This is a genomic window from Rhodococcus sp. P1Y, from assembly GCF_003641205.1.
GTDB lineage: Bacteria > Actinomycetota > Actinomycetes > Mycobacteriales > Mycobacteriaceae > Rhodococcoides.
Genome location: NZ_CP032762.1, coordinates 3,159,418 through 3,186,366, shown reverse-complemented (window position 1 = coordinate 3,186,366; position 26,949 = coordinate 3,159,418). Strand labels below are relative to the sequence as shown.

23 protein-coding genes and 1 pseudogene are annotated in these 26,949 nt (G+C 64.6%); 7 read left to right on the top strand and 17 right to left on the bottom strand.

What is annotated here, in order from left to right; all coding sequences use genetic code 11:
- Positions 1-38 precede the first annotated feature (38 nt).
- Positions 39-542, bottom strand: a complete 504-nt coding sequence (ilvN, locus tag D8W71_RS14715) for an acetolactate synthase small subunit (protein ID WP_121114282.1) — start codon at positions 540-542, stop codon at positions 39-41.
- Positions 539-2,488: an acetolactate synthase large subunit gene (locus D8W71_RS14710; protein ID WP_121114281.1), complete on the bottom strand. Its 1,950-nt coding sequence runs from the start codon at positions 2,486-2,488 to the stop codon at positions 539-541. Before D8W71_RS14710 ends, ilvN begins: the two co-directional genes overlap by 4 nt.
- 256 nt (positions 2,489-2,744) lie before the next feature.
- Here D8W71_RS14710 and D8W71_RS14705 point away from each other — a divergent pair, with 256 nt between their 5' ends.
- A complete protein-coding gene (locus D8W71_RS14705; protein WP_201265078.1) occupies positions 2,745-3,230 on the top strand; it encodes a PH domain-containing protein in 486 nt (161 codons plus the stop codon).
- Positions 3,231-3,287: 57 nt separating this feature from the next.
- Positions 3,288-5,129: a dihydroxy-acid dehydratase gene (ilvD, locus tag D8W71_RS14700; RefSeq protein ID WP_121114279.1), complete on the top strand. Its 1,842-nt coding sequence runs from the start codon at positions 3,288-3,290 to the stop codon at positions 5,127-5,129.
- A 71-nt stretch (positions 5,130-5,200) separates the two neighbouring features.
- On the opposite strand, the gene D8W71_RS14695 is transcribed toward ilvD, so the two are convergent.
- A complete protein-coding gene (locus tag D8W71_RS14695; RefSeq protein ID WP_121114278.1) occupies positions 5,201-6,037 on the bottom strand; it encodes a DoxX family protein in 837 nt (278 codons plus the stop codon).
- Between the two features lie 112 nt (positions 6,038-6,149).
- Here D8W71_RS14695 and D8W71_RS14690 point away from each other — a divergent pair, with 112 nt between their 5' ends.
- The gene (locus tag D8W71_RS14690; RefSeq protein ID WP_121119232.1) at positions 6,150-7,283 is read left to right on the top strand and encodes a PQQ-dependent sugar dehydrogenase; all 1,134 of its coding nucleotides are present in this window, start codon (positions 6,150-6,152) and stop codon (positions 7,281-7,283) included.
- Between the two features lie 43 nt (positions 7,284-7,326).
- Here the strand turns inward: D8W71_RS14690 and gatB are convergent, their stop codons facing one another.
- Positions 7,327-8,832, bottom strand: coding sequence for an Asp-tRNA(Asn)/Glu-tRNA(Gln) amidotransferase subunit GatB (gene gatB, locus D8W71_RS14685; protein ID WP_121114277.1), 1,506 nt, complete (start codon positions 8,830-8,832; stop codon positions 7,327-7,329).
- A 94-nt stretch (positions 8,833-8,926) separates the two neighbouring features.
- Between gatB and D8W71_RS14680 the strand changes: the two genes are divergently transcribed.
- Entirely contained in the window at positions 8,927-9,391 is a 465-nt protein-coding gene (locus tag D8W71_RS14680; protein WP_236077995.1) for an acyl-CoA thioesterase, read from the top strand.
- A 29-nt stretch (positions 9,392-9,420) separates the two neighbouring features.
- On the opposite strand, the gene D8W71_RS14675 is transcribed toward D8W71_RS14680, so the two are convergent.
- The 3 genes from D8W71_RS14675 to D8W71_RS14665 form a co-directional block, all read right to left on the bottom strand.
- A complete protein-coding gene (locus D8W71_RS14675; protein WP_121119228.1) occupies positions 9,421-10,452 on the bottom strand; it encodes an ATP-dependent 6-phosphofructokinase in 1,032 nt (343 codons plus the stop codon).
- Between the two features lie 76 nt (positions 10,453-10,528).
- Entirely contained in the window at positions 10,529-11,191 is a 663-nt protein-coding gene (locus tag D8W71_RS14670) for a response regulator (protein ID WP_121114276.1), read from the bottom strand.
- A gap of 26 nt (positions 11,192-11,217) precedes the next feature.
- Positions 11,218-12,456, bottom strand: a complete 1,239-nt coding sequence (locus D8W71_RS14665; protein WP_442971973.1) for a sensor histidine kinase — start codon at positions 12,454-12,456, stop codon at positions 11,218-11,220.
- A gap of 166 nt (positions 12,457-12,622) precedes the next feature.
- Here D8W71_RS14665 and D8W71_RS14660 point away from each other — a divergent pair, with 166 nt between their 5' ends.
- The gene (locus D8W71_RS14660) at positions 12,623-13,270 is read left to right on the top strand and encodes a hypothetical protein (protein ID WP_153275386.1); all 648 of its coding nucleotides are present in this window, start codon (positions 12,623-12,625) and stop codon (positions 13,268-13,270) included.
- Positions 13,267-14,652: an alpha/beta-hydrolase family protein gene (locus D8W71_RS14655; RefSeq protein WP_236077438.1), complete on the top strand. Its 1,386-nt coding sequence runs from the start codon at positions 13,267-13,269 to the stop codon at positions 14,650-14,652. Before D8W71_RS14660 ends, D8W71_RS14655 begins: the two co-directional genes overlap by 4 nt.
- Here D8W71_RS14655 and D8W71_RS14650 read toward each other — a convergent pair.
- The 3 genes from D8W71_RS14650 to gatC are packed head-to-tail and all read right to left on the bottom strand — an operon-like array spanning position 14,649 to position 17,558.
- Positions 14,649-15,779, bottom strand: a complete 1,131-nt coding sequence (locus D8W71_RS14650; RefSeq protein ID WP_236077437.1) for an alpha/beta hydrolase — start codon at positions 15,777-15,779, stop codon at positions 14,649-14,651. The two genes, D8W71_RS14655 and D8W71_RS14650, sit on opposite strands and share 4 nt — an antisense overlap.
- 10 nt (positions 15,780-15,789) lie before the next feature.
- Positions 15,790-17,262 (bottom strand): Asp-tRNA(Asn)/Glu-tRNA(Gln) amidotransferase subunit GatA, encoded by a 1,473-nt coding sequence (gene gatA, locus D8W71_RS14645; RefSeq protein WP_121114273.1) that lies wholly within the window; start codon positions 17,260-17,262, stop codon positions 15,790-15,792.
- A complete protein-coding gene (gene gatC / locus D8W71_RS14640; RefSeq protein WP_121114272.1) occupies positions 17,259-17,558 on the bottom strand; it encodes an Asp-tRNA(Asn)/Glu-tRNA(Gln) amidotransferase subunit GatC in 300 nt (99 codons plus the stop codon). Before gatC ends, gatA begins: the two co-directional genes overlap by 4 nt.
- 235 nt (positions 17,559-17,793) lie before the next feature.
- Here gatC and D8W71_RS14635 point away from each other — a divergent pair, with 235 nt between their 5' ends.
- Positions 17,794-18,444 carry an ACT domain-containing protein gene (locus tag D8W71_RS14635; RefSeq protein ID WP_121114271.1) on the top strand — a complete coding sequence of 217 codons (651 nt, stop codon included), beginning with the start codon at positions 17,794-17,796 and terminating at the stop codon, positions 18,442-18,444.
- A 1-nt stretch (position 18,445) separates the two neighbouring features.
- Here D8W71_RS14635 and ligA read toward each other — a convergent pair whose 3' ends face one another.
- From ligA to D8W71_RS14600, 7 genes and pseudogenes are all read right to left on the bottom strand, one after another.
- Entirely contained in the window at positions 18,446-20,530 is a 2,085-nt protein-coding gene (ligA, locus tag D8W71_RS14630) for an NAD-dependent DNA ligase LigA (RefSeq protein ID WP_236077993.1), read from the bottom strand.
- A gap of 137 nt (positions 20,531-20,667) precedes the next feature.
- Positions 20,668-21,686: pseudogene (locus D8W71_RS14625) on the bottom strand (methionine synthase).
- Positions 21,683-22,774: a tRNA 2-thiouridine(34) synthase MnmA gene (gene mnmA, locus D8W71_RS14620; protein WP_121114269.1), complete on the bottom strand. Its 1,092-nt coding sequence runs from the start codon at positions 22,772-22,774 to the stop codon at positions 21,683-21,685. Before mnmA ends, D8W71_RS14625 begins: the two are co-directional and overlap by 4 nt.
- A complete protein-coding gene (locus D8W71_RS14615) occupies positions 22,774-24,012 on the bottom strand; it encodes a cysteine desulfurase family protein (RefSeq protein ID WP_121114268.1) in 1,239 nt (412 codons plus the stop codon). The genes mnmA and D8W71_RS14615 overlap by 1 nt, the downstream gene beginning before the upstream one ends.
- 54 nt (positions 24,013-24,066) lie before the next feature.
- Positions 24,067-24,957, bottom strand: coding sequence for a lysophospholipid acyltransferase family protein (locus D8W71_RS14610; RefSeq protein WP_201265076.1), 891 nt, complete (start codon positions 24,955-24,957; stop codon positions 24,067-24,069).
- Complete coding sequence (locus D8W71_RS14605) at positions 24,954-25,820, bottom strand: GNAT family N-acetyltransferase (RefSeq protein ID WP_121114267.1); 867 nt, start codon at positions 25,818-25,820, stop codon at positions 24,954-24,956. Before D8W71_RS14605 ends, D8W71_RS14610 begins: the two co-directional genes overlap by 4 nt.
- Positions 25,821-25,955: 135 nt before the next feature.
- The gene (locus D8W71_RS14600) at positions 25,956-26,912 is read right to left on the bottom strand and encodes an electron transfer flavoprotein subunit alpha/FixB family protein (protein WP_121114266.1); all 957 of its coding nucleotides are present in this window, start codon (positions 26,910-26,912) and stop codon (positions 25,956-25,958) included.
- Positions 26,913-26,949: the final 37 nt, after the last annotated feature.

Below are 26,949 nucleotides of genomic sequence, written 5' to 3'. Positions count from 1 at the left end.
TCCTCTGGGGGTTTTACGCTGTTCATCACGCGAGGTCGCTAGCGCGACGCGGTGATCGATTTCGGTCCACGTCCGACGGCAACGACTCCCGACTGAACTATTTCTCGAATTCCATAGGGGTCCAACATCTTGAGCAACGCATCGAGCTTCGAGCGGGTGCCCGTCGCTTCGACCGTCACGGCTTCGGGTGACACGTCGATCACTTTGGCGCGGAACAGGTTCACGGTCTCGATGACCTCACTGCGCACACTCGCGTCGGCACGAACCTTGATGAGCACGAGCTCTCGTGCCACCGAGGAATCGTCGTCCTGCTCGACGATCTTGATGACGTTGATCAGCTTGTTCAGTTGCTTCGTCACCTGTTCGAGCGGGAATTCGTCGACCGTGACGACGATGGTCATACGGGAGATATCGGGAAGCTCGGTCCCGCCCACGGCAAGCGAGGAGATGTTGAATCCTCGGCGGGAGAACAGTGCCGCGACGCGAGCCAGGACACCTGGCTTGTCCTCGACGAGGACGCTGAGGGTATGACTCGTGCTCACTTGTCAGTGCCTTTCTCCTGCAGTGCATCGCCATGTGCCTGGTCGCGCTCGAGCGCTTCCGCCACGCTCGGGTTGGTACCGGCAGCTTCGTCGTCGTCGAACAGCGGACGGATCCCGCGGGCAGCCATGATCTCGTCGTTGCCCGTCCCGGCTGCGACCATCGGCCACACCTGAGCGTCGGCGCCGACGATGAAGTCGATGACGACGGGACGATCGTTGATCGCCCGAGCCTGCGCGATGACGGCGTCGACGTCTTCCTCACGCTCGCAGCGGATCCCGACGCAGCCGAGGGCTTCGGCCAGTTTCACGAAATCCGGGATGCGCTGGGCGCCGTGAGTTCCGAGATTGGTGTTGGAGTAGCGCTCCTCGTAGAACAATGTCTGCCATTGACGGACCATGCCGAGGTTGCCGTTGTTGATCAGAGCAACCTTGATCGGGATACCTTCGACCGCGCACGTCGCGAGTTCCTGATTGGTCATCTGGAAGCAACCGTCACCGTCGATGGCCCACACCTCGGCGTCGGGAAGACCCATCTTGGCGCCCATGGCCGCGGGAACGGCGTACCCCATCGTGCCGAGCCCACCCGAGTTGAGCCACGTGCGGGGCTTCTCGTAGTTGATGAACTGAGCTGCCCACATCTGGTGCTGACCGACTCCCGCACAGTAGATCGCATCGGGTCCGGCGAACTTACCGACAGCGGAGATCACGAATTCCGGCGACATGCTGCCGTCGCTCGGGCGGTCGTAGCTGAGCGGATACGTCTTACGGATTCCGTCGAGGTACTTCCACCAGTCCTCCAGTTCGAGGGTGGTGCCAGTTGCTCGGTCTGCGCGGATCGCTTCGATCAGTTCGGTGATGACCTCTTTGCAGTCGCCGACGATCGGCACGTCTGCGTAGCGGTTCTTGCCGATTTCGGCCGGATCGATATCCGCGTGGATGACCTTGGCGCCCGTCGCGAACGAGGACAGCTGACCGGTCACCCGGTCGTCGAAACGTGCGCCGAGTGTGATGAGCAGATCGCTTCGCTGCAGGGCAGCGACGGCCGCGACGGTGCCGTGCATACCCGGCATGCCCAGATTCAGCTGATGCGAGTCGGGGAACGCGCCCCGCGCCATCAACGTCGTGACGACGGGTATTCCGGTCAGCTCTGCGAGTTCGAGCAATTCGGCCGACGCGTTCGCCTTGATGACACCGCCGCCGACGTACAGCACCGGCTGCTTGGCGTCGGCGATGTAGCGAGCAGCTTCGCGGACCTGCTTGCCGTGCGGCTTGGTCACGGGGCGGTACCCGGGCAGACGCATCTCAGGCGGCCAAGAGAACGTGGTCTGAGCCTGGAGGACATCCTTGGGGATGTCGACGAGAACGGCGCCGGGGCGACCGGACGACGCGATGTAGAACGCCTCGGCCATGATGCGCGGGATGTCGGCGCCGTCGGTGATCAGGAAGTTGTGCTTGGTCACCGGCATCGTGATGCCGGAGATATCGGCCTCCTGGAAACCGTCGGTTCCGATCAGGCTGCGCGCGACCTGTCCGGTGATCGCAACGATGGGAACCGAATCCATCTGGGCGTCGGCGAGCGGAGTGACCAGGTTGGTCGCACCGGGTCCGGACGTCGCCATGCAGACGCCGACGCGGCCGGTAGCCTGCGCGTACCCGGTTGCCGCGTGCCCTGCGCCCTGCTCGTGACGAACGAGAACGTGGCGAACCTTCTTCGAGTCGAAGAGGGGGTCGTACACCGGAAGCACGGCGCCACCCGGAATGCCGAATACCGTGTCGACGTCGAGCTCTTCGAGAGCCCGTACGACGGACTGTGCGCCGGTCACCTTCTCAGGGGCGACGTGGCGGCGGGATCCGTCGATGGCGCCGTTGGTTTCGGGCGCCGACGAACTGATGGCTGCCCCCGACTTACGCGTCGTGGGCCCTGGGCGTGCGGTTGGTGCGCTCACTGCTGCTTCCTCAGGATTTAGATGTCTGGGCGATCTCTGGGCAAGAAAAAACCCCCGTCAGCCGAGGCTGTACGAGGGTGGCGCGTCGATGCGAGTTGGTCGAGAACCGGCTCAGGCGTTGACGCGCCGGCCGATTACGAGTATCCAATTCCGCTTCACGCGCTCGACGGTAGGCGCGCGCATAGGGAACAGTCAAACTCGTCACGACGCAATCCCATTATGTGAGATCGCGTAGATGCAATGCGAAGATGAAGGGGTGTCACCCTCGCAGCAGTCCGAACCACCGGACACATCATCCCACACGCCCGATCCGTCACCGCAGGTCATCCGGCTCCCGCGTCTCGCACTGGTCGGTGTCGCCCTCCTGCTCTTCGGAGTGTGCTTCCCCGCGATCAGCTGGCCTGCGGCTTTCGGTTGGCTCTTCGTCATTCCGATTGCCGTAGCAGTCTGGGTCGTTCGAGTCCGTACCGTCGTCGGCCCCGACGGGTTGTCCATCCGTCGACCGGTGACGTCGGAGTTCGTCCCCTGGGACCGAGTCCGAGGGATCGCGTTCCCGGACCGGCGCTGGGCGCGTGTGGTGTTGACCGACAAATCCGAGAAGTCCCTACCGTTGGTCCGATTCGATCGCTTGCCGCTGTTGGCTGCAGCGAGCGGTGGACGGATCACCGATCCCTACGCGGCCGCCGCAGCCGCCGAAGCCGCTGCCGAAGTCCTCGATACGCCAGAGGACGACGCCCCCTGACGCGGGAGTAATCTCGTCCCAGCGACAACCGCTGTCGGGATTGAGGAATACAGGAACATGCCGCCGTTACGGTCACGAGTTACCACTGTCGGACGCAACGCCGCGGGCGCACGCTCGCTCTGGCGCGCCACCGGAATGACGGATTCCGATTTCGGCAAACCGATCGTCGCGATTGCCAACTCCTACACCCAGTTCGTACCGGGACACGTACACCTGAAGAACGTGGGCGAGATCGTCGCCGACGCCGTCCGGGCAGCGGGCGGCGTCCCTCGCGAGTTCCACACGATCGCCGTCGACGACGGCATCGCGATGGGCCACGGCGGGATGCTGTACTCGCTTCCCAGCCGCGAGATCATCGCCGACTCGGTCGAATACATGGCCAATGCGCACACCGCCGACGCGCTGGTGTGCATCTCGAACTGCGACAAGATCACGCCGGGAATGCTCAATGCCGCCATGCGACTGAATATTCCGGCGGTCTTCGTCTCGGGCGGGCCGATGGAAGCAGGCAAGGCAGTTGTGGTGGGAGGCGTCGCGCAGGCACCGACCGACCTCATCACCGCGATCTCGGCCAGCGCAAACGACGCGGTCTCGGATGAAGGTTTGGACGAGGTGGAGCGGAGTGCATGCCCGACGTGCGGATCCTGCTCGGGCATGTTCACCGCGAACTCCATGAATTGCCTCACCGAGGCGCTCGGGCTCGCCTTGCCCGGCAACGGATCCACGCTGGCCACCCACAAGGCGCGCTACGCCCTGTTCGAGCGCGCGGGCACCACCATCGTCGAGGCCGCACTGAAGTACTACCGCGACGAAGACGAGTCGGTTCTTCCGCGCAATATCGCAACCCCCGCCGCATTTCGTAACGCAATGGCGCTCGATGTGGCAATGGGAGGTTCCACCAACACGGTGTTGCACACGCTTGCCGCCGCCCAGGAAGGCGAGGTCGACTTCGACCTCGACACGATCGACGCCATCAGTCGCAAGGTGCCGTGCCTGTCGAAGGTCTCGCCCAACTCCGATTACCACATGGAAGACGTGCACCGAGCAGGCGGAATCCCAGCCCTCCTCGGTGAACTCCGGCGTGCGAATCTGCTCGAAACCGATGTCTCGACCGTGCATACGAAGAGCTTCGACGAGTGGCTCGACACCTGGGACATCCGGTCGGGCGCGGCGTCCGACGAGGCGCTCGAACTGTTCCATGCCGCACCGGGCGGCGTCCGGACCACCGAACCGTTCTCCACCGAGAACCGCTGGTCGTCCCTCGACACCGACGCCGCGGGCGGATGCATCCGCGACAAGGAACACGCCTACACCGTCGAAGGCGGTCTGGTGGTTCTGCGCGGCAATATCGCTCTCGACGGAGCGATCCTGAAGACGGCGGGCATCGACCAGGATCTGTTCTCGTTCCAGGGTCCCGCGCTCGTCGTCGAATCACAGGAAGAAGCCGTCTCGGCGATCCTGCAGAAGAAGATCAAGGCCGGCGATGTTCTCGTCGTGCGCTACGAGGGGCCGAAGGGCGGGCCGGGGATGCAGGAGATGTTGCACCCCACCGCGTTCCTCAAGGGTGCTGGACTCGGTAAGGTCTGCGCACTGATCACCGACGGGCGGTTCTCCGGCGGTACGTCGGGGCTGTCGATCGGCCATATCTCCCCCGAGGCTGCAGCGGGCGGAGTCATCGGACTCGTCGAGAACGGCGACCAGGTGCGCATCGACGTCGCCTCTCGAACTCTCGAAATACTCGTCGACGACGACGTTCTCGCCGAGCGCCGCGCGAAAATGGATGCATCCGAGCGTCCGTGGCAGCCGGTCGACCGTCAGCGAACGGTCACCACCGCCCTGCGGGCGTATGCAGCGCTGGCCACCTCGGCCGACAAGGGTGCGGTCCGGTACGTGCCCTGAGGCGCCTCCGGCGCATGTGAACGGAAATACACAGCCCTCTGTGTATTTCCGTTCACAAGCCGCGAAGCGGCCTAACGCACCAGAGGGTTTGCACCGTTCAGGAAGATCCAGAGGACGACGCCGCCGGCGATTCCGAGCACGAGTGCGAGGAACGAACCAAAGCGAGGACGCGTCGCCCACCCACGGCGACCGTCGAATGCGATCTTTCCCGGACCGGTGAGAATGATGGCAGCTGCAGCCACTCCGAGCACGGTTTCGTACTCGACGCCGTTCGGGGCGAAGAACTGCAGACCCGGCTCGGCCGCCTGCTTGAAGCACCACGCGTTGATGATGACGCCGAGCACCGCAGCGCCTGCGAACGGTGTCGCAAGACCGAGGATGAGCAAAGCCCCACCGGCTGTTTCGCCGACCGCACCTGCGATCGCGAGGAGGTTCGCCTGCTCGTAGCCGGTGTCCTCCAACAACGACCGAAAGCCGTCGAGTCCAGGTCCGCCCCAGAGTCCGACGAGTTTTTGCAGACCGTGAACCAGGAAGATTCCGCCGATCACCAGACGGAGCAGCAACAGTCCGAGGTCGGTGGTCCCGCGCTTCGCGGGCACCTCCACCGTCTCGGTGCGCACGGCGGGTTCGGCGGGCGAGGCCTCATAGGCAGGCGCAGGCGTCGTTCCGAGAAACTCGGTCGGCTGTTCGGAATACGCCGACCGGCTGTCCGGTGCGATCGGCTCGTCGAACTGCGACGGGCGGAACGACGGGATCTGCTCGGTCGGGTAGGTCCCCGAACCGCTCTTGCCGAAATCCAGCTCGTCCTCGGTTCTCGGCTGTAGTTTTTCTGTCGGCTGGTCGTACGGACTCGACGCAGGCTCGTAGCCTGTGTCGGATCGTTCGGGTTCGCGAGGCTTGTCGGTCACGGACCCAACAGTAGATCGAGTGGGCCGCAATCAGCCGCAATCGGTGCATGTCGCGGCGTGTGACCGCGCCGCACCGACATCGCCGGTGACGCTCTCGAGTAACGTTTCGTACATGCGCGCATCGCCTGGAACCATGGCCGTCGCTGCCGCCATGGCGGTAACGACAGCCCTCGCCGTCGGCTGCGCCCGTTTCGACGACTCCACGGCCTCCCCGTTCACCCCAGAGCCGTCGTTCGGTGCTGCGGAGATCGACCCCGTCGACCCGGACGCCCCACCGACCTCCACCACACCGAGCGTTCCTGGACCACCTCCGGGGCCGTGCGTCGACCTCGACCCGAACGTGATCGCGACCTGCCTGGACACCACCGGCGGACTCGTCATGCTGCCCGGCGGCGTGTCCGCTCTGGTGGCCGAGCGGCGAACCGGCCGCATCATGCAGGTGACACAGGGCCAGTCACCGATCGAGATCGCTCGAATCGACGTGGACTCCAGCGGTGACGGTGGACTTCTCGATCTCGCGCTCTCCCCCAGCTTCACCGAGGACGGGTTGCTCTACGCCTACATCACGACGCAGTCGGACAACCGTGTGGTTCGCATCGCGGCGGGCGATACCCCCAAGAACGTTCTCACCGGAATACCGCGTGGCACGCAGGGCAACCGCGGCGCACTCGATTTCTACAACCCCAGCCAGCTCCTGGTTCTGACCGGGGACGCAGGCGATCCCGCCGCTGCGGCAAGTCCGTCGTCGCTGGCAGGCAAGCTTCTGCGCGTCGAATCCCTCGTTCCCGACCAGAGCGGGCCTACCCCCCAGATCGCCCTCAGCGGCATCGGAACTGCAGGGGATGTGTGCATCGACCCGTCGGGCGGCATCTGGGTCACCGACCGGACGATCGTCGAGGACAGGCTGCAGCGGATCGATCCGCTCGGCGCAGTGATTTCGCCCGTGTGGACATGGCCTGATCGCCCTGGCGTTGCGGGCTGCGGCGCTGGACCGGGCGCCGTCGCGATCTCCCTGACGAACGCGAAAGCTGTAGCTGTACTGGCGACCGACCAGGACACCGGCGCGGTGACTGCGGCGCCCTCGTTACTGGTGCAGGATCGGTACGGCCAACTCAACGGAGCCGCTCTTGCTCCCGACGGCCAGATCTGGGTGAGCACCGTCAACAAGAACGGAAACGCGCCTGGCCCGAACGACGACCGTGTCGTCAAGATCCCGGTCCCGGCGGGCGGCGGCGGATTCGACTAGTGAAATTCCGATGGCCGGCGGGGCGACCCGCCGGCCATCGGTCTCAGCTACACGCGGCGAGTACGAGTTCTTTGACGCGGGCGGCATCTGCTTGTCCACGTGTGGCTTTCATGACGGCGCCGACGATCGCGCCCGCAGCCTGAACCTTGCCGGCACGGATCTTGTCGGCCACGCCTGGGTTGGCCGCGAGTGCCTCGTCGACGGCAGCCTGGAGTTTGGTGTCGTCCTTCTCCACGACGAGACCACGAGCGGCCATGACTGCAGCAGGCTCGCCTTCACCTGCAAGTACGCCGTCCACGATCTGACGGGCACCGTTGTTGTTGACCTTGCCGTCGGCGACGAGTGTCGCCACTTCGGCGACCTGGGACGGGGTGATGGCCAGTTCGGTGAGCTCGACTCCGGAGATGTTCGCCTGCTGCGCCAGGTAGGAAACCCACCAGGACCGAGCTGCCTGCGGCGTCGCTCCGGCGTCGACCGTCGCTGCTACCAGTTCCAGGGCACCGGAATTGACGAGGTCGCGCATCTCTTCGTCGGATACACCCCAATCAGCCTGAATACGCGCCCGTCGCAACCACGGAAGCTCGGGGAGTGTCGCTCGGAGTTCCTCGATCCATGCAGCGTCGGGTGCGACTGGCGCGAGATCGGGTTCTGGGAAGTATCGATAGTCCTCGGCAGTTTCTTTCTTTCGACCTTTGGACGTTGTTCCGTCGACTTCCTGGAAGTGGCGCGTTTCCTGGGTGACCTCGCCGCCGCTCTGCAGAACTGCTGCCTGCCGCCGCATTTCGTAGCGAACCGCGACCTCGACACTCTTGAGGGAGTTGACGTTCTTGGTCTCGGTGCGGGTGCCGAACTCGGTGGCCGTCTTCTCCATCAACGAGACGTTCGCATCGCACCGCAATGAACCTTGATCCATCCGGACGTCGGACACCGCCAGCGCCTTCAGAAGATCACGCAGAGCGGTGACATATGCCCGAGCGACCTCCGGTGCACGGGCACCGGTTCCGGTGATGGGCTTGGTGACGATCTCGACCAACGGCACGCCTGCCCGGTTGTAGTCGAGAAGCGAATGACTCGCGCCCTCGATGCGGCCCGTCGCGCCGCCGACGTGCGTCGACTTGCCGGTGTCTTCCTCCATGTGCGCACGCTCGATCTCCACGCGAAAGGTCGAACCGTCGTCGAGCAGCACATCGAGATAGCCCTCGGTCGCGATGGGCTCGTCGTACTGCGAGATCTGGTAGTTCTTCGGCTGATCGGGGTAGAAGTAGTTCTTCCGGGCGAAGCGGCCCCACGGGGTGATAGAGCAGTTGAGCGCAAGGCCGATGCGAATCGCGGATTCGACGGCCGCCGAATTCACCACCGGAAGTGCGCCGGGCAGGCTCAGGCACACCGGGCACACCTGGGTGTTGGGCTCGGCACCGAATGCAGTGGGGCAGCCGCAGAACATCTTGGTGGCTGTGCCCAGCTCGACGTGGACCTCCATACCCAGCACGGGGTCGAAACGGGCCAGCACGTCGTCGTAATCGATCAGGTCGACCAAGGCAGCAGTCATGCAGAGAAGTTTATGCGGTCCGAAGAACGCGCGAGTAACCACGGGTGCTCGCTACGGTTGGGCAGTGACCAGCGCACCGAAGCAAACCCTGTTCATGACCGTGCTCATGACGCCGGACATGGCGAACTTCTCGGGCAACGTACACGGCGGAACCATTCTCAAATTTCTCGACCAGGTCGCCTACGCGTGCGCCAGTCGTTATGCGAAGGCCTACGTCGTCACCCTGTCCGTCGACCGAGTGGTTTTTCGGGAGCCGATTCACGTCGGCGAACTGGTCACCTTCTCGGCATCGGTCAACTACACCGGCCGAACGTCGATGGAAGTGGGCATTCGCGTCGAAACCGAGAACATTCAGCTCGGCGAGACCCGTCACACGAACAGTTGCTACTTCACTATGGTTGCCGTCGGAGACGACGGCAAACCACTCGAGCTCCCCCCGCTCACTCCCGAGACCCCTGTCGAAAAGCAACGGTTCGAAGCCGCCAGGCGCAGGCGTGAACTGCGCCGGGAAACCGAGCAGCGGGAGTCGGAGATCCGGCAGGACGCCGGCCGGATCTAGGATTCGACTCCAGGGGCGTGTTGCTGCGCTCAGCCGAAGAACGCTGCCGCGTCGACGTATCGGCTCTCGGGGACGCGCTTGAGCTGCTTCACAGCCTCCGACAGCGACACCAGTCCGATTTCGGTGCCTCGAAGTGAGACCATCTTGCCGAAGTCACCCGCGTGTGCCGCGTCGGCTGCGTTCACGCCGAAACGGGTGGCCAACACTCGGTCGTACGGCGTCGGAGTGCCTCCGCGCTGCACGTGACCGAGCACGGTCGTACGCACCTCCTTGTTGATGCGCCGCTCGATCTCCTGGCCCAGTTGATGTGCAACTCCGGTGAACTTGACGTGACCGAATTCGTCGATCCCGCCATCGACCAGCGACATCGAACCTTCCTTCGGCATGGCCCCTTCGGCAACGACACAGATGAAATGTGAGTCACCTCGCTGGAATCGCTTGCGCACCAAATCGCACACCTCGTCGACGTCGAAAGGATGCTCCGGGATGAGTGTCATGTGTGATCCCGATGCCAGACCGGCGTGCAGTGCGATCCAACCCGCGTGACGGCCCATCACTTCGACAAGCATCACGCGCTGGTGTGATTCCGCGGTACTGTGCAGCCGGTCGATCGCGTCGGTAGCAATGGTCAACGCCGTGTCGAAACCAAAAGTGACGTCGGTGCAATCGATGTCGTTGTCGATGGTCTTCGGGACTCCCACCACCGGGACGCCCTCCTCCGACAACCAATTCGCCGCGGTCAGCGTGCCCTCGCCGCCGATTGGAATCAGCACGTCGATCCCGTTGTCGTCCAATGTCTGTCGAATTCGATCCAACCCTGCGCGCAGCACATCGGGATTGGTGCGCGCGGTGCCGAGCATCGTCCCACCCTTGGTGAGCAGCCGGTCGTTGCGGTCATCGTTGCGCAGTTGGATCCGACGGTTCTCGAGCAACCCCCGCCAGCCGTCCTGGAAGCCGACGACGGTGGATCCGTATCGCGCGTCCGCGGTCCGGACTACGGCTCGGATCACCGCATTGAGGCCGGGACAGTCGCCTCCTCCGGTGAGAACTCCGATGCGCAATTTTTCGCCTCTCGTCGGTTCCATACTCATCACGCTAATCTTGCCGCCTACGGCCTGCGTCGGCAGTGCGAGCCCCTCATCCCGGGGTGACGACGCCCGTCTCGTACGCCAGCACGACCGCTTGGGCGCGATCCCGAAGATCGAGTTTGCCCAGAACCTTGCCCACATGGGTCTTGACGGTCTGCTCGGCGACGAACAGGGTCGAGGCGATTTCGGTGTTGGAGAGCCCCTTCGCAATCAGTTCGAGAACTTCTCGTTCGCGCGGAGTGAGGACCGTCAACTTCGACGGGTGCGTACGCGGAGTCCCCCGTCTCGAGGTCACGTCGGCGATGAGGCGACGCGTCACCGACGGTGCGAGCAAGGCCTCCCCCGCCGCCACGACACGCACCCCGCGGATCAGTTCGTCGGCCGGGGCATCCTTGAGCATGAAACCGCTCGCGCCGATCGTCAACGCTTCGTAGACGTAATCGTCGATGTCGAACGTCGTCAACATCAGGATCCTGACCGGAGGGTCGAGCGAGGCGCCGAGGATTGCGCGTGCCGCGTCGAGCCCGTTCATCTTGGGCATCCGTACGTCCATCAGTACGACGTCCGGCCGAAGGCGGTCGACTTCGGCGACGGCGCTCAGACCGTTGTCCGCGTCTCCGACGACGGAAATGTCGTGTTGCGCTGCCAGCAGCGCTCCGAACCCCTGTCGAACCATCGCCTGGTCGTCTGCGATGAACACCGTGATGGTCACAGCTGACACCCTATGTCTTTCGGCGGTCAGCTCGCAGTGTCGGCGACAGCGACCGTACCTGCCTTCGACGGGAGCCGTGCGACGACCTCGAAGCCGCCGTCGGGGCGCTGCCGTGCGTCCAGCCAGCCCGATGCTCCAGCCGCGCGATCGCGCATCCCCTGTACTCCGTGTCCGCCGGTACCCGACGCCAACGGGACGACGCCGCGCGATCGGCCGTTCGTCACCTCGAGGAACGTGATGTCGGCTCCGAACTGGAGGCGCACCCTCACCTCGGAGTCGGGTGCGTGCCGAGATGCGTTCGACAGCGACTCCTGCAGGATTCGATACAACGCAAGACCTGTCGCCGCAGACACGGTATCCGGACTTCCAGCCGACTCCCACTTCAGCCGCACCCCCGCCCGAAGGGTGTTCTCGAGCAAGTCGTGCACATCACCTGCGCCGGGCTGTGGAGCGTCTTCGGCCGGGGCGACGCCGTCGCTTCGAAGGACCCCGAGCATCCCCCTGATCTCGTTCAGTGCTTCTCGCGCGGTGGCACCGATCGACTCGAATTCTGCTGCGGCTGAGGGTGAAACATCGTCGATTCGGTACCGGGCGCTCTGCGCCTGCACTACAACCAGAGACATGTGGTGAGCGACGACATCGTGTAGATCGCGGGCGATTTTTGCTTTCTCCTCGAGGATTGTGCGGCGTGCGCGTTCGAGTTCGCTGACCTCCTCCTGTTTCGCCAGTTCGCGCCTGGACAGCACGAGCCAACGAATCAGGAGCCCGAACACGACGATGGCAGTAAGCCCGACACCCCAACCGATTCCGTCGTCACCCGGGGTGTATCCGAAGAAGAGCAGGACCGTCGCGACCCACGTGACACCGACGATCGGAACCGGACATCGAAGGCTCACAGCCAGTACGAGCGCGAGCAACACGATGATGTGAGTGACCTGCCAGGGGTAGTCGTACCCGGGCACCCGATCGAACGCGACCGGAATGACAACAGCGGATGCGGCCGAAATTGCCCATCCAAGAGCAGGATTGGCGCGTATCAGGACGAACGGGAAAACCGCAAGAGCGGACACGATGGGCATGAGCGGGCTCGGCACATCGTGGGTTACCTGCAGGGTCGGCCACGCGATCGAATACAGAATGGCGGTTACGGTGACAACGGCGATGTCGATTCTGCGCCCACGAGGGATCAGGTTCGCTGCGCGCGAACCGATGCCGCGACTGGCAACGCGCTGAGCGCTCTTCTCGGTCTTACGTCTGATGCCCACAAGCGTCAACTGTAGGAACCTGCGACCGATAAGTCATCGTACCCAGGGGTGAGATCGATGTGACTCTGCAGTGCTAGAGCACGCCCGCACCGGGACCGAGTAGGCAGACACAGTCGGCACCGCAGACCGATTACCCCCAGTGTCCGCGATTCATAACGTCGTCGCCATGCACACAAGCGCGGGGAAACGCACAGGACTTGTCTGGCTAGGCATCGTCGGAATCGGCATCGCTCTCGGTATCGGCAGCACGATCGGAGCGCCGAGGGCGCAGGCCGACGCAACTGTCGACCGACCTAGTCAGACCCGAGACGCACTCGATGCACTGACGCAACCGAGTTCGGCTGCGGCCCAGACCGCGATGCCGGCAGAGTTCACCGAACGGTTCTACACACCGACGATCGAGGACGGCCTTCTCGTCAACCCCGACGGCGACTGCTCGTCACCGATTCCGCTGCCATCGGAATTCGACATACCCTGCAAGGCACATGATCTCGGGTACGATCTGCTCCGGTTCGGTGGCGACGCGGCGAGGGCAGCCGACCGAAAAGATCTCGATAATCTACTCGGGATTCGAATGCGCGAGCGCTGCTCACCGCAGCCCGATCTCCTTTCTCGATACTCGTGCCACGTCATGGCCGACGTTGCGGTCACCGCAGTCCGCTTCAACTCCTGGCGCCAGCATTTCGGTGTACCGGCACCCGAACCTGCTCTGCCGTATCTGATCGCGGGCAGCATCGGTGTCACCGTCGTCGGTTTCGCCGCATGCGGCCTACCGCGCCGTATTCGATTCGAGCAGAACGAGGTAACGGCGTGAGTACGGACCTCTCGATCCACCGAGTAACCCCGACCGCGGCGAACACCCGGGCACCGCATCCCGCCGTGCCGCGTTCTGCCACTTCGATTTTGCTTGCGATCATGGTGGTTGCGTCGCTGGCTCCGTCACTGCTTCCTCGCTCTTCGCTCACGCAGGCAATCGTCACCGGAGTGGCAGCGGCACTCGGGCTCGTCCTGTCGGCGGCACTGCACCGCATGGTCTGCAGCATCGGAACTCCGACAGTACGCTTGCCCGCCCGTCGGATCTGCTCGGTCGGCGCGATAGCCGCGATCGCGGCCGCAACCGTCGCCGACGCGCGATGGCAGAACAGTCTGCGCGCGGCGATGGGCACCGAGCCGACGTCTGCGTTGCATTGGGCCGAGATGTGGTGCGGAGCGGTGTCGATCTGCGCGATTCTGGTCGTGTTCGGCGTCGGGTTCGCTCGAGGCGTCCGAGCCCTCGGAGCAGTACGGACCACGGCCGCTGTGGTCGTCGCCGGTCTCCTCGGGTACGGAGTGATCATCCCCATGACCTTGACGTCGCTGTCCGATCGATTTGCCGTCGCGAATGCGTCCGTGGACCTGTCGCTACCCGTTCCTGCGGCGCCGAGATACTCGGGCAGCGCGCAGTCGTCGATCGGCTGGGACTCATTGGGACGAGAGGGCCGCAAGTTCACGACGGGAGGCGACGACGTGGGCGCTGTAAGGACCTACGTTCCGGTCGACGCTGCACCCACGACAGCGCTTCGCGCCTCGATCGCCGTTCAGGAGATGGAACGAGCAGGCGGATTCACCAAATCTCACGTGGTTCTGGCTGTTCCCACCGGTTCCGGTTGGATCGACGCCAACGCCGTGTCCGGAATCGAAGATCGATTCGGCGGAGACGTGGCCACCGTTGGCCTGCAGTACTCGTACCAACCCAGCTGGGCTACTTTCCTGTTCGCGAAATCCGAGGCGAGAGATTCCGCGAAATCGATGCTCGACGCTGTGCGGACCCGCATCGCTGCCCTACCGCCCGATTCGAGACCGGACCTGTACGTCTACGGCCAGAGTCTCGGGGCCATCGGGGGCAGCGCTGCTGTGGCCGAGGACCCTGACGGCATCTGCGGGGCGCTCTGGGCAGGCCCGCCTGCGGGCGAGGTGGCGTCGGGACAGGCAGTGATTCTCGCCAACACCTCCGACCCGGTGATCAGGTGGACGAGCGGCCTGATCACGTCGCCGCCGGATCTCGACGAGGCACGTGTGGACGCGCCGATGCCTCGATGGATTCCACTCGTCAGCTACGTACAGACGACGGTCGATCTGATCTCGGCGCTGAGTGCGCCTGCCGGACACGGGCATCGGTACGGCGACGATCAAGGAACTTCTCTTCCCGACTGTTAGTCCACCAGCCCCATCCGCGCACCGAGCCAGTCCATCTCTTGCTCGAGCGCGGGCGCCCACACATCCATGGAGTGTCCGCCGGGTAGTTCGCTGTAATGCACGTCCATGCCAGACCTTTCGGCGACATCGAACGCACGAGCTGTTTGAGGACGGAATTCTTCGTCCTGAGCGCCGACAACGAAAGCGCCTGCGCTGCCGTCGAATCGACGTTGACCGAGCACTGTCAACGGTGCTACCGAATCGAATCGACGCACCGACTCGTCGTCGTCGCCGAAGGCAGACGCGATCGAATCGGCGCGCGTTCCGCGGCGAGGTTCGTCCTCGCCGGAAATGTCGAGGAACGTCGGATACACAGTGGGCGCGAGAACAGCAGTCTGCAAAGCACATGTACCGCCGTAGGAGTATCCGCCGATCGCCCACCGGCTGGCGTCGGTGGACACCTGAAGGTGTTCCTTCATCCAGCTCGGAACGTCCACCGACAGGTACGTGAATGCGTTGCCCAGATTCGAGTCCATGCACATCGGGTTCGCATCCGTGTCGCCGAGTCCGTCGGCCACCACCACGACGGGAGCGAGGCCGTCGTGTGCTGCTGCGAATGTGTCCATCGTCCGCGCAAGGTGGCCGCCCTGTATCCAGTCGGTCACGTGACCGGGCTGGCCCGTCAGCAGAACCAGGACCGGTAGGTCTGCGCGAGGTTCGGCGAGATATGCAGGAGGGACGTAGATCGACGCCGGCCGAGCCCGAAAACCGGATACGGTTCCGGGGATGTCCGCCTCGACTACATCGCCCACCGGTGGCATCGACTTGGGTGGCGTCCACTGATCCTCGAGCGGCCAGCCACGCACGACGTTGTCCACAGCGGATTCCACGTCATCCAGATCGGCGTCCACCACCGGCGGATGTCCGAGAACAGCCGCGGTCGTCGGGTATCCGAGCACCAACGTGTTCCATTGCGCAGCCGCCGCGGCGATCACGAGAAAACCCGCCAGCACTGCAGCGCTTCGACGCCGAAACACGACCCAGCCGACCACCGTCAGTATCGCGACGACCGTGACGACCGAGGGCACCGCACCGGTAATCCGGAGGTGCACGACGCCAAGCAACGCGTCGTGCATCCACTGGAACACCCGGCCCGCCCTACCGCAGAGGTCCGCGTGCTGCCTCGTACGCAGCACCGACACGATAGAGCCGGTCGTCCGCGAATGCCGGAGCCATGATCTGCAGGCCGACCGGAAGTCCGTCTTCCGCAGCGATCCCCGATGGCACCGACATTGCACAGTGGCCGGCCAGGTTGGTCGGCAATGTGCACAGATCGTTGAGGTACATCGCAATCGGGTCGTCGACCTTGTCCCCCAACGGGAACGCCGTAGTCGGTGTCGTCGGCGACACGAGAACGTCGACTTGTTCGTACGCTCGATCGAAGTCTCGTGCGATCAGAGTTCGGACTTTGAGCGCCTGACCGTAGTACTCGTCGTAGTAGCCCGCCGACAGTGCGTAGGTCCCGATCATGATGCGTCGCTTGACTTCTGCGCCGAATCCCTCGGCCCGGGTGATGGCCATGACCTGCTCGGCACTGTGTGTGCCGTCGTCGCCTGCACGTGCTCCATAACGCATTCCGTCGAAACGCGCGAGGTTGGAGGACACCTCGGAGGGCAGAATCAGGTAGTACGCGGCGAGCGCGTGCACGAAGTTGGGGCAAGACACCTCGACGACCTCGGCGCCCAACGACGTCAGCGTCGCTACAGCAGCGTCGAACGAGGAGATGACCCCTGGCTGGTAACTGTCCGAGTGGAGCTCCTTGACGACGCCGACGCGCACGCCGGTCAGATCGCCTGCTGCGCCCGCACGTGCGGCCGCGACCACCGACGCGACCGATGTGTCCACCGACGTCGAGTCACGCGGATCATGCCCGGCGATGACCTCGTGCAGCAATGCCGTATCCAGAACCGTTCGACCACACGGGCCGCCCTGATCCAGCGACGAAGCGCATGCGATGAGTCCGTAGCGCGACACCGTGCCGTAGGTCGGCTTGGTTCCGACGGTTCCCGTCAGGGCAGCCGGCTGTCGGATCGATCCGCCGGTGTCGGTGCCGATGGCAAGGGGAGCTTGATGCGACGCCAATGCCGCGGCGCTTCCGCCACCTGAACCACCAGGGATGCGAGTGGTGTCCCATGGATTCTTCGTCGGACCGTACGCGGAATTCTCGGTGGACGATCCCATCGCGAACTCGTCCATGTTGGTCTTGCCCAACAACGGAATCCCCGCGGCCCGAAGCTTGGAGGTAACCGTGGCGTCGTACGGAGAGATCCAGCCGTCGAGCATCTTCGACGCACAGGTGGTCGGCATGTCCGTCGTGGTGAAGACGTCTTTCAACGCGAGGGGCACCCCGGCGAGCGCCGACGCCGGGGCATCCCCGGCGGCCAGGGCTGAGTCGACCTCTTTTGCCGCAACGAGCGCATTGGCTCCCGAGACGTGCAGGAATGCGTGGATGTCACCGTCCACCTGTTCGATGCGGTCCAGGTGGGCCTGTGTGACCTCGACTGCGGACACGTCGCCGGAGTGGATGCGCGTCGCGAGTTCGGACGCATCGAGAGAAGTCAGGTCGGTCATTCGCTCTCTCCCAGAATCTGCGGCACTGCAAAACGGTTCTCCTCGGCGTTGGGCGCCTCGGCCAATGCCTGCTTCGGGGTCAACCCCGGCACGATCACGTCGGGACGCGTCACGTTGGTGATGGCACTCGGATTCGCCGTCGGCGGGACGTCGTCTGCGGCAACCTCGGCCACCGCCTTCACGTGGTGAAGAATCGAATCCAGCTGGCCGGCGAACTCGTCCAACTCGGCTTCGCTGAGAGCCAACCGAGACAGCCGGGCGAGGTGAGCCACCTCGTCGCGGGAGATATCAGGCACCGCGTAGACCCCTTTCACACATGTTCGAATGCAGCCGCACAGGCACGCGACCCCACGCAAGCCTAGTTGCCGCGCCGCTGGACGCATCATCGGCCGGTCACGAGCTCGTGCGCGGTGTCGTGAAGGTCACGCGCCGCGCTGCGGTTGCGATCCGAAGCGTCGACAATGCAAGGATGGCTCGCGGCGCTCGCGTACTCGAGGGTCTTGCACATCCGAGTCAGCGAAAGGGAGCGACATGTCGTACCTGCTCCGAGTCAAGCTGCCCGACCGCCCGGGCAGCCTCGGTTCACTCGCCGTTGCTCTCGGGGCGGTCGGCGCGGACATTCTGTCGCTCGACGTCATCGAACGAGGCGACGGTTATGCGGTGGACGACCTCGTCGTCGAGGTAGCGCAAGGCGCGCTGCCCGACACCCTCATCACCGCCGCCGAGAACCTCCGCGACGTCTCTGTCGACTCGATCCGTCCCTACACCGGTGTACTCGACACTCACCGCGAACTCGAGCTCATCGACCGCGTCGCTGCTGCATCCGACGACCGTCTTCAGGTTCTCGTCGACGGAGCTCCTCGCGTCCTACGCGTGGGGTGGAGCGTGGTGATCGCGACCGGACAACACGGCGCATACCGCCTCGTCGGAAGCTCGGGAGCTCCCGAGACACACGCCACCGAGATGCCGTGGATGCCGCTCACACACCCCGCTGCCCTCGACGGCGACGCTGCGTGGGTACCGCAGGTGTGGCAGGACATGGATACGAAGATCGCCGCTGCGCCCCTCGGCTCCACGGGAACAGTTCTGATGCTCGGTCGACCGGGCGGACCCGACTTTCGGGCGTCGGAGGTGGCACGACTCGGCTACCTTGCCGGCATCGTGGCCACCGTCCTCGGCTGACTCAGTCCGCCTCCGGCGGATCCGCCTCCGGCTCGGCCGGGCGCACCGCATCCGGTCCCTCTGTCAGCAGAAGGGTGAAGCCCTCCTCGTCCAAGACCTGCACTCCGAGTTCGACTGCTTTGTCGTGCTTGGTCCCTGGAGACTCTCCGACCACGACGAATGCCGTCTTCTTCGACACCGACGCCGCCGCTTTACCACCGCGGGCGAGGATCGCTTCCTTCGCCTGATCGCGCGAGTAGTTTTCGAGCGATCCGGTGACAACGATGGACAATCCTTCGAGGTTTCGCACGATCGATTCGTCGCGCTCGTCCTCCATGCGCACGCCCGCTGCACGCCATTTCTCGACGATCGTTCGATGCCAGTCCACACCGAACCATTCGGCGACTGCAGTGGCGATGGTGCCGCCGACCCCGTCGACCGCCGCTAGTTCTTCTTGTGTCGCCTGCTCGATTCGCTCCAGACTGCCGAACTCCGTTGCGAGCGCGCGACCGGCGGATGGCCCGACATGCCTGATCGACAGACTCACGAGGACGCGCCATAGCGGTCGGTCCTTGGCCTTGTCGAGGTTGGCCAGCAAGCGCTTACCGTTCGCGGACAGCGAACCCGCCTTGGTGCGAAAGATAGTGGTTTTCAGCAGATCTTCTTCGGTGAGGGAGAATATGTCGCCCTCGTCCTCGATCGCGTCGGCCTCGAGGAGTCCGGTGGCAGCCTCGTATCCGAGTCCCTCGATATCGAATCGACCGCGCTCGGCGACGAAGAACACCCGCTCACGGCGCTGAGCCGGGCAGAACTGCGAGTTGGGGCAGCGCAGGTCGGCGTCGCCTTCCTTCGCGGGCGCGAGCACGGTATCGCATTCCGGGCAGTTGGTCGGCATGACGAATTCCCGTTCGCTGCCGTCCCGCGCGTCCACCACTGGACCCAGAACTTCGGGAATCACTTCACCGGCCTTGCGTATGGTGACCGTGTCTCCGATCAGCACGCCTTTACGCTTGACCTCGGAACCGTTGTGAAGCGTCGCCAGGGACACCGTCGATCCGGCGACGAGGACCGGCACCATGTACGCGAACGGCGTCACCCGGCCGGTCCTGCCCACGCTGACCCGGATGTCGAGGAGCTTGGTGGTGACTTCTTCGGGTGGATACTTGTATGCGATCGCCCACCGCGGGGCGCGTGAGGTAGTTCCCAGCCTGCGATGCAACGACATTTCGTCGACCTTGACCACGAGGCCGTCGATCTCGTGTTCGACGTCATGGCGGTGGTCGTCCCAGTACGCCACTTTCTCGACTACCGCGTCGATGCCTTCCACGCGCGTGGTGTGGGTCGATACCGGCAGACCCCAGGCCTTCAACGCTTCGTACGCGTGCATCTGGGAATCGGGCGAGAATCCCTCCATCCGACCGAATCCGTGACAAATCATCCCCAGCCGCCGCTTGGAGGTGACGGCCGGATTCTTCTGGCGAAGGGAACCCGCAGCAGAATTACGTGGATTCGCGAACGGCGCCTTGCCTTCCTCCACGAGGGCGGCGTTGAGTGCTTGAAAGTCCGCCAGCCGAAAGAACACCTCGCCCCGAACTTCGAGAAGCGTCGGCGTCGGGTAGTCGGCGCTTTCGGTGAGCGTCTCCGGGATGTCGGAGATCGTGCGGGCATTGAGGGTGACGTCCTCGCCGGTCCTACCGTCGCCGCGTGTCGCGCCGCGCACGAGTTTGCCGTTCTCGTACACGAGATTGAGTGCGACGCCGTCGATCTTGACCTCGCACAGGTAGTGCAGGTTCGGACCCGTCCCGGGATCGGAGCCTGCGGAGCGACCATCCACCTCGGCCTCTACGCGCTTGGCCCAGGCGCGGAGTTCGTCGTAGTCGAATACGTTGTCCAGACTCAACATTCGGTCGAGATGGTCGACGGCTGTGAATTCGGTCGCGAATCCCCCGCCGACGAGCTGCGTGGGTGAGTCGGCTGTCCGAAGCTCGGGGTGCGCGTCCTCCAGGCCGTTCAACTCGCGCAGCAATGTGTCGAACTCGCCGTCGGATACGACCGGTGAGTCACGCACGTAGTACCTGAACTGGTGCCCGCGAACTTCCTCGGCCAGCTTCTGCCACCGATCCCGGTCCTCGCTCGACGCGGGAGCCCCTTGCGCATCGAGCTGGGAGGTGTCGGCGGAAGGCGGTGCAGTCGATTCGTCCACACCCCGAAGATTAACGGACACCACCGACACTCGGACCGAGGCTAGAGCGAATCCGGGGAGTCCTGAAATGCGTCGACGACGTTCTTCGTGAGTTCGAGCGCCGTTCTGGCCCACTCCGGTGACGCTCCGGCCAAACCACAGGCGGGGTGACCGAGATCTGGCTCGCGAGAACGGCCCGAGGAAAACCGAGCCGGTCGACGAGGGTGACGGCAGGTTCCGCAATCTCACGCCAGGTCGGCGTTCGGTCGGGCGCAACCGATGGAACCAGACCGAGCAGCAGAGTTTTTCCTGCCTGCAGGAACTCGCCGACGGGATCGAGATCCCGTGCCGTGAGAAGAGCGACGTCGATCGCGGCGGCCTCCGCGCTACTTCGGCGAATCAGTTCGAGCGGCGCCCCCGCGGCGCAGCAGTGCACCACGGTCGGAACACCCACGCCGGACAGAACGGAGTCCAACAGATCGAGTGCTTCCGGCTCGGGAACCGCTCGTACCGGATCCAACCTCGTCACACCGGACAACGACCCAGCCAGCACGGCGGGCAAACTGGGCTCGTCGAGCTGGACGACGACGTCGACTCCCAGCCGCGACGACAGTTCGGCGCAGTGCTGCCTCAGCCCTTCGGTGAGTGAACCCGCGAAATCTCGAACCGCGCCTCGATCGGTGAGCACGCGGTGTGCGCTTCGCAGCTCGACCTGAGCTGCCATCGTGAACGGCCCCGCAGCCTGAACCTTCAAGACACGGTGCGTCTTCCCGAATCCTCCGGTCTCCCAGAGCTCTTCGAGAACATCCAGATCGAAGTGCAGAAGGTCCTCGGCGCGACGGCCCGACAATGATTTACGTTGCGCGACACGATATCCGGACGTGCGCACATCCAGTTCGACATCGACCATGAGCGCGCCGGTTCGGCCGATCGAATCGGCGCCGAGTCCACGCGCGGGCAGTTCGACCACGTGCGGCAGTGCAGGTAGTTCACCGAGTACGACCGACGCCGACTCCCGGACATCGGTACCCGGCCACGAGCCGATTCCCGTTGCGAGCGCGCCGAAGACGCTCCCGCTCACTCGTTCTCGGAACGGGTGCCGGCGATTGTCGAGCTGCCGATAACGACGTCGCCCTGTACGTCGCGGCGATAGAGAACCGCGGCCTGACCCTTCGCCACACCGGTGAGCGCGCTGCGGAGCTGAATCTCCATACCGCCGTCAGGGGTAGCTTCGGCCACCGCCTCGGTCAACCCGCCGTGCGCACGCACTTGCACGACGCATTCGATCGGCCCGACGGGCGCGATCCCTTCGGTCCATATCGCTCGATCACCGGTAATCCCCCACACGTCGAGACGCGTCGCCGAGCCGACGATCACGTTGCCGCTCTCGGGTTCGATGGCCGTCACGTAACGGGGCTTGCCGTCGGCGGCGGGACCCTGCACACCAAGCCCTTTGCGTTGACCGATGGTGAAGCCGTGCACACCTTCGTGATCCGCGAGTTCGGCTCCGGTGTCGGCGTCGACCACCTTGCCCGGGCGGATACCGATCTTTGCGCCGAGAAAAGCGCGGGTGTCCCCTGACGGGATGAAGCAGATGTCGTGACTGTCCGGCTTGTCGGCGACTGCAAGTCCGCGGGCGGCAGCTTCTTCGCGAATCTCCGACTTCGGGGTGTCACCGATGGGGAACATAGCCCTGGACAGCTGACCCTGCGTCAAGACGGCCAACACGTAGGACTGATCTTTGTCGGCATCCACCGCACGGCGGAGAACGCCATCGTGCAGTTGCGCGTAATGGCCGGTGGCCACGGCATCGAACCCGAGGGCCAACGCACGGTCTGCGAGGGCGGAGAATTTGATCTTCTCGTTGCAACGCAAGCACGGATTCGGGGTTTCGCCCGCCGCGTAGGACTCGACGAAATCGTCGATGACGTCTTCCTTGAACCGGTCGGCGAAGTCCCAGACGTAGAACGGGATGCCGAGCACGTCGGCGGCGCGGCGAGCATCTCCCGCGTCCTCCTTGGAGCAGCATCCGCGGGAGCCGGTTCTCAGCGTTCCAGGTTCGGTGGACAGCGCCAAATGGACGCCGACGACGTCGTGTCCCTCGTCGACGGCGCGGGCCGCGGCCACTGCCGAGTCCACTCCGCCGCTCATTGCAGCCAGTACACGCATCAGCTTTGTCCTCCCCGAGCTCCTACGCTCGCCAAACCCGCAGCGCGGGCACGTTCTATTACTTGCGGCAGCGCTGCCAGCAGAGCATCGACATCCGAATCCGTGGACTCCGAACCCAGCGAGAATCGCAGCGATCCTCGCGCGGTGGACGGGTCGGCTCCCATCGCGATCAAGACGTGACTCGCGCTCGCGACGCCGGCGGTGCACGCCGAACCCGTCGAGCATTCTATTCCAGCCGCGTCGAGCAACATCAACAGAGAATCACCCTCGCACCCCGGAAACGTGAAGTGTGCGATGCCAGGCAGTCGATCTTCGTCCGTGGGGCCATTGACGACGACGTCGGGATCGACCTCTCGAACTCCGGTGATCATTCGATCGCGCAGGCGCGTCAACTCGATGTGCCGAGACGCCAGAGCACCGACGGTGTCCTTCAGCGCAGCGGCCATAGCGACCACCGACGCCGTGTCGTGGGTGCCCGAGCGAACATCGCGCTCGTGTCCACCGCCGTGCAGCAACGGCACGCATCCGACGGTTCGACCGAGGAGTAGCGCGCCGACGCCCTGCGGTCCACCGAACTTGTGTGCCGCGACGCTCATCGCGGACAGGCCGCTCGCGGTGAAATCGACCGGAAGGTGCGGGACAGCTTGTATCGCGTCACTGTGCATCGGTACGTCGTACTCACGAGCGATCGCAGCGAGCTCCGAGATCGGCATGATCGTGCCGATCTCGTTGTTCGCCCACATGATCGTCACCAGTGCGGTGTCGTCGGCGTGCACCGCGAGCTCGGCGCGAAGCGTGTCTGGGTGGACTCGGCCGGCGCGGTCGACCGGCAGCCAGGTGACCTGGGCGCCTTCGTGCTCAGCCAGCCACTCGACGGCGTCGAGCACCGCGTGGTGCTCCACGGAGCTCGCGAGGATTCGTGTGCGAGCCGGATCGGCGTCGCGTCGTGCAGCGTAGATTCCCTTGACCGCGAGGTTGTCGCTCTCGGTTCCACCTGAGGTGAAGATCACTTCCGAGGGTCGTGCTCCGAGGAAGGCCGCGACCGACTCACGGGATTCCTCGACTCTGCGACGTGCCGCGCGGCCAGATCCGTGCAGCGACGACGCATTGCCGACGGTCGCGAACACAGCCGTCATTGCCTCGATCGCAGCGGGCGACATCGGTGTCGTCGCTGCATGATCGAGGTACACCGGTGCGCTCGGTTGGCGGGAAGCAGCCGTACTGCGGGCAGAAGGCATAACGACATCAAGGATAGCCGGTGTCGGCGACTGCTCCGCCCACCGCGACGCTTGTCAGCGAGCTACCGGTGAACCGGTTGCCTCGACATCGTCGATGGCGGCGGCGCCGTGCACGGTCAGGTCGAATCGATCACCCATTCGCGCGGCGGCCTCGCAGCGTCGCGCCAGGTCACGACGATCGCTCCCCGGCGCTTCGGGGGCCATCAACTCGACCTGCGCAACGATGTTCCGGAGCCGAAAGATCCTGTTGATGGATTCGCCGATGGTCTCGTCCCCGACGAAGCACGTCGCCGTGGTCTGTTTGTCGTGCGCGTCGACATAGCGCAGACGCACCGGCTGTACCCAGGTCTCGGTGTCGATCGCAGCCTGGAACATGGCGGGCCTGAACGACCCGAAGGCCGTTCCACACCATGTCGTCGCTTCGGGAAATACCACGACCGTGCCGCCGGCCCGAAGGCGCTCGGAGACCTGGTCGACAGTGGTCGGGAGTGTTCGTAGATTTCTGCGGTGGATGGGCAGTACCTTCATCGCCCGAGCGAGGAGGCCGAGCACCGGCCAGTCCACCAGGTCGCCGCGTGCAACGAACGTCGCGGGGCGCAGTGCGGTCAGAACGAGTACGTCCGTCCACGAAACATGCCCGGCGACGAACAATGCTCCGGAGTCGGTTCTCGACCGCTCGCGCGGGGAACGAGCGTCGTCGACACTGAGACCGATGCCGACGGCGAACAGGAGAAGCCTGGCTCCACCCCGTGTCACCTGCCTGCGACACCGCGGCGACACGATGCCGACCGCGATGAGCACGGGAAGCAACGCGACGGCGAGGAACGCCACGAGCAACCTGAACATCAATAACAGGCGAGAGACCGCATCGGAATCGCGCGCGATGCAGCTTGCACCGCACGGGCTCGACGGCATCCACGCATGGTCGACCGTGGGCTCGATCATGCGCCGGTCTTCGTCTCGTAGGTCATGGCGGCGCTCCTCAGGCGGTCCAGGTAGCGAGTGTTCGCCTCGTGCAAGCCGAGCAATGCGACGAAATCGGCGACACCGAAGTCCGGATCGTGAGCCGGTTCTCCGCAGATGACCGCATTCAGACGGAGGTATCCGCGCAACAGCGGTGGGATGGACGTACGCGAGGGCGGAGCGATCTCATCGAGTGTCCGACCGTCGACGACCACCGGGTTCAGCGGCGTCACCCGACGGTCTTCCGACGACCCGTGTTTGGCGAGAAGGAGGTCTCGGACTCCGCGGACGTTTGCGCCTGGCTGGTCGGCCGCTGTTGCCTGCATCGGAACCGATACGCAGCCCATGACCCATTCGAGGCCGGTCACCTCGAGGTAGTGCAGAATCCCAGCCCACATCAGACCGAGAACGGATCCCGATCGGTGTTCGGGCCGTACCACCGCCCGACCCATTTCGACCACGCGGGACGAGGCCGGGTCGAGAGCGGTGAGGTCGAATTCGGTGGCGGTGTAGTAGCCGCCTGCCGAGATCGCGGCATCGGGAGGGAGCATACGGTAGCACCCGACGAAGTCGTCGGTTCGGTTGTCGCGGACGAGCAGGTGATCGCAGTAGTAGTCGAATCGATCTTCGTCGCGACCGTCGGCACCGGGCGGTATGGCGAAGCCCGGCTCCGAGGAGAAGACGTCGTAGCGAAGACGCTGGGCGGCCGTGCGGTGGGCGGCGTCGGTGGAGAGGACGAGCGAATACCGGTCGGTGGCGGGAGTGGAGCCTGCGGAATGACCCAGGTTGGCGGGAGTGGAGCCTGTGGGGATTGCGGGTGACGCGGTCATGACTGAACTGGTCATGGTGCTGTGTCTATCGAGCCAGTGCGGCGTCAGCGCGTCAGGTGGGTAAAGCGTCCGAACACGTTGTATGAACGGCTGGGCACAGCACTCGGCCCCCGCATCGAAGCGATGCGGGGGCCGAGTGATCGAAGTAGGTCAGCCCTTGTGCTTCTTGACTGCTTCGGTGAGCTGTGGAGAGACATTGAACAGGTCGCCCACGATGCCGTAATCCGCGATCTCGAAGATGGGTGCTTCCTCGTCCTTGTTGACTGCGACGATTGTCTTCGAGGTCTGCATGCCTGCGCGGTGCTGGATGGCACCGGAGATGCCCAGTGCGACGTAGAGCTGCGGAGAGACCGTCTTACCGGTCTGACCGACCTGGAACTGCCCCGGGTAGTAGCCGGAGTCGACGGCCGCGCGAGATGCGCCGACCGCTGCGCCGAGCGAATCGGCCAGTTCTTCGACGACGCTGAACTTGTCCGCGCTGCCGACGCCGCGTCCACCGGACACGACAACGGTGGCTTCGGTGAGCTCCGGGCGGTCTCCGCCGACGATCGGATCACGCGAGGTGACCTTGACGACGCCGTCTTCCTGAGCCGGAACGTCGACGGTTTCGCGGGTGCCCGCACCTGGCTTCGGCTCGGCCTCGACCGCGCCTGGACGCAGAGAGAAGACCGGTACGTCGCCGTTGGCCTTGGCCTCGACGGTGAACGCGCCACCGAAGATGGAGTAGGTGGCACTTCCGTCGCCCGCTACTGCGATGACGTCGTTGTGCAGTCCCGAACCCAACCGAGCAGCGAGGCGTCCCGCTACTTCCTTGCCCTCGATGCTGGCTGCCGTGATGATCGCGGCGGGCGAGACCGACTCGGCCAGGCTGGAGAGAACGTCGACCTTCGGGGTGATGATGAACCCGTCGATGTCGTCGGACTCTGCGGCGTAGATCTTTTCCGCACCCGCTTCGGTGAGTGCGTCGGCCAGCTTGTCGGTGGTTCCCGCCGGGCCGGTGACGACAGCGGACGGCTCGCCGAGAGCGCGTGCCGCGGTGATGAGCTCGGTGCTGACCTTCTTGAGTGTTCCTTCGACGTGCTCGACGAGCACGAGTACTTCTGCCATGGCTTGCTCTCCTTAAGTGGTCTGCGGCGCTGGTTGG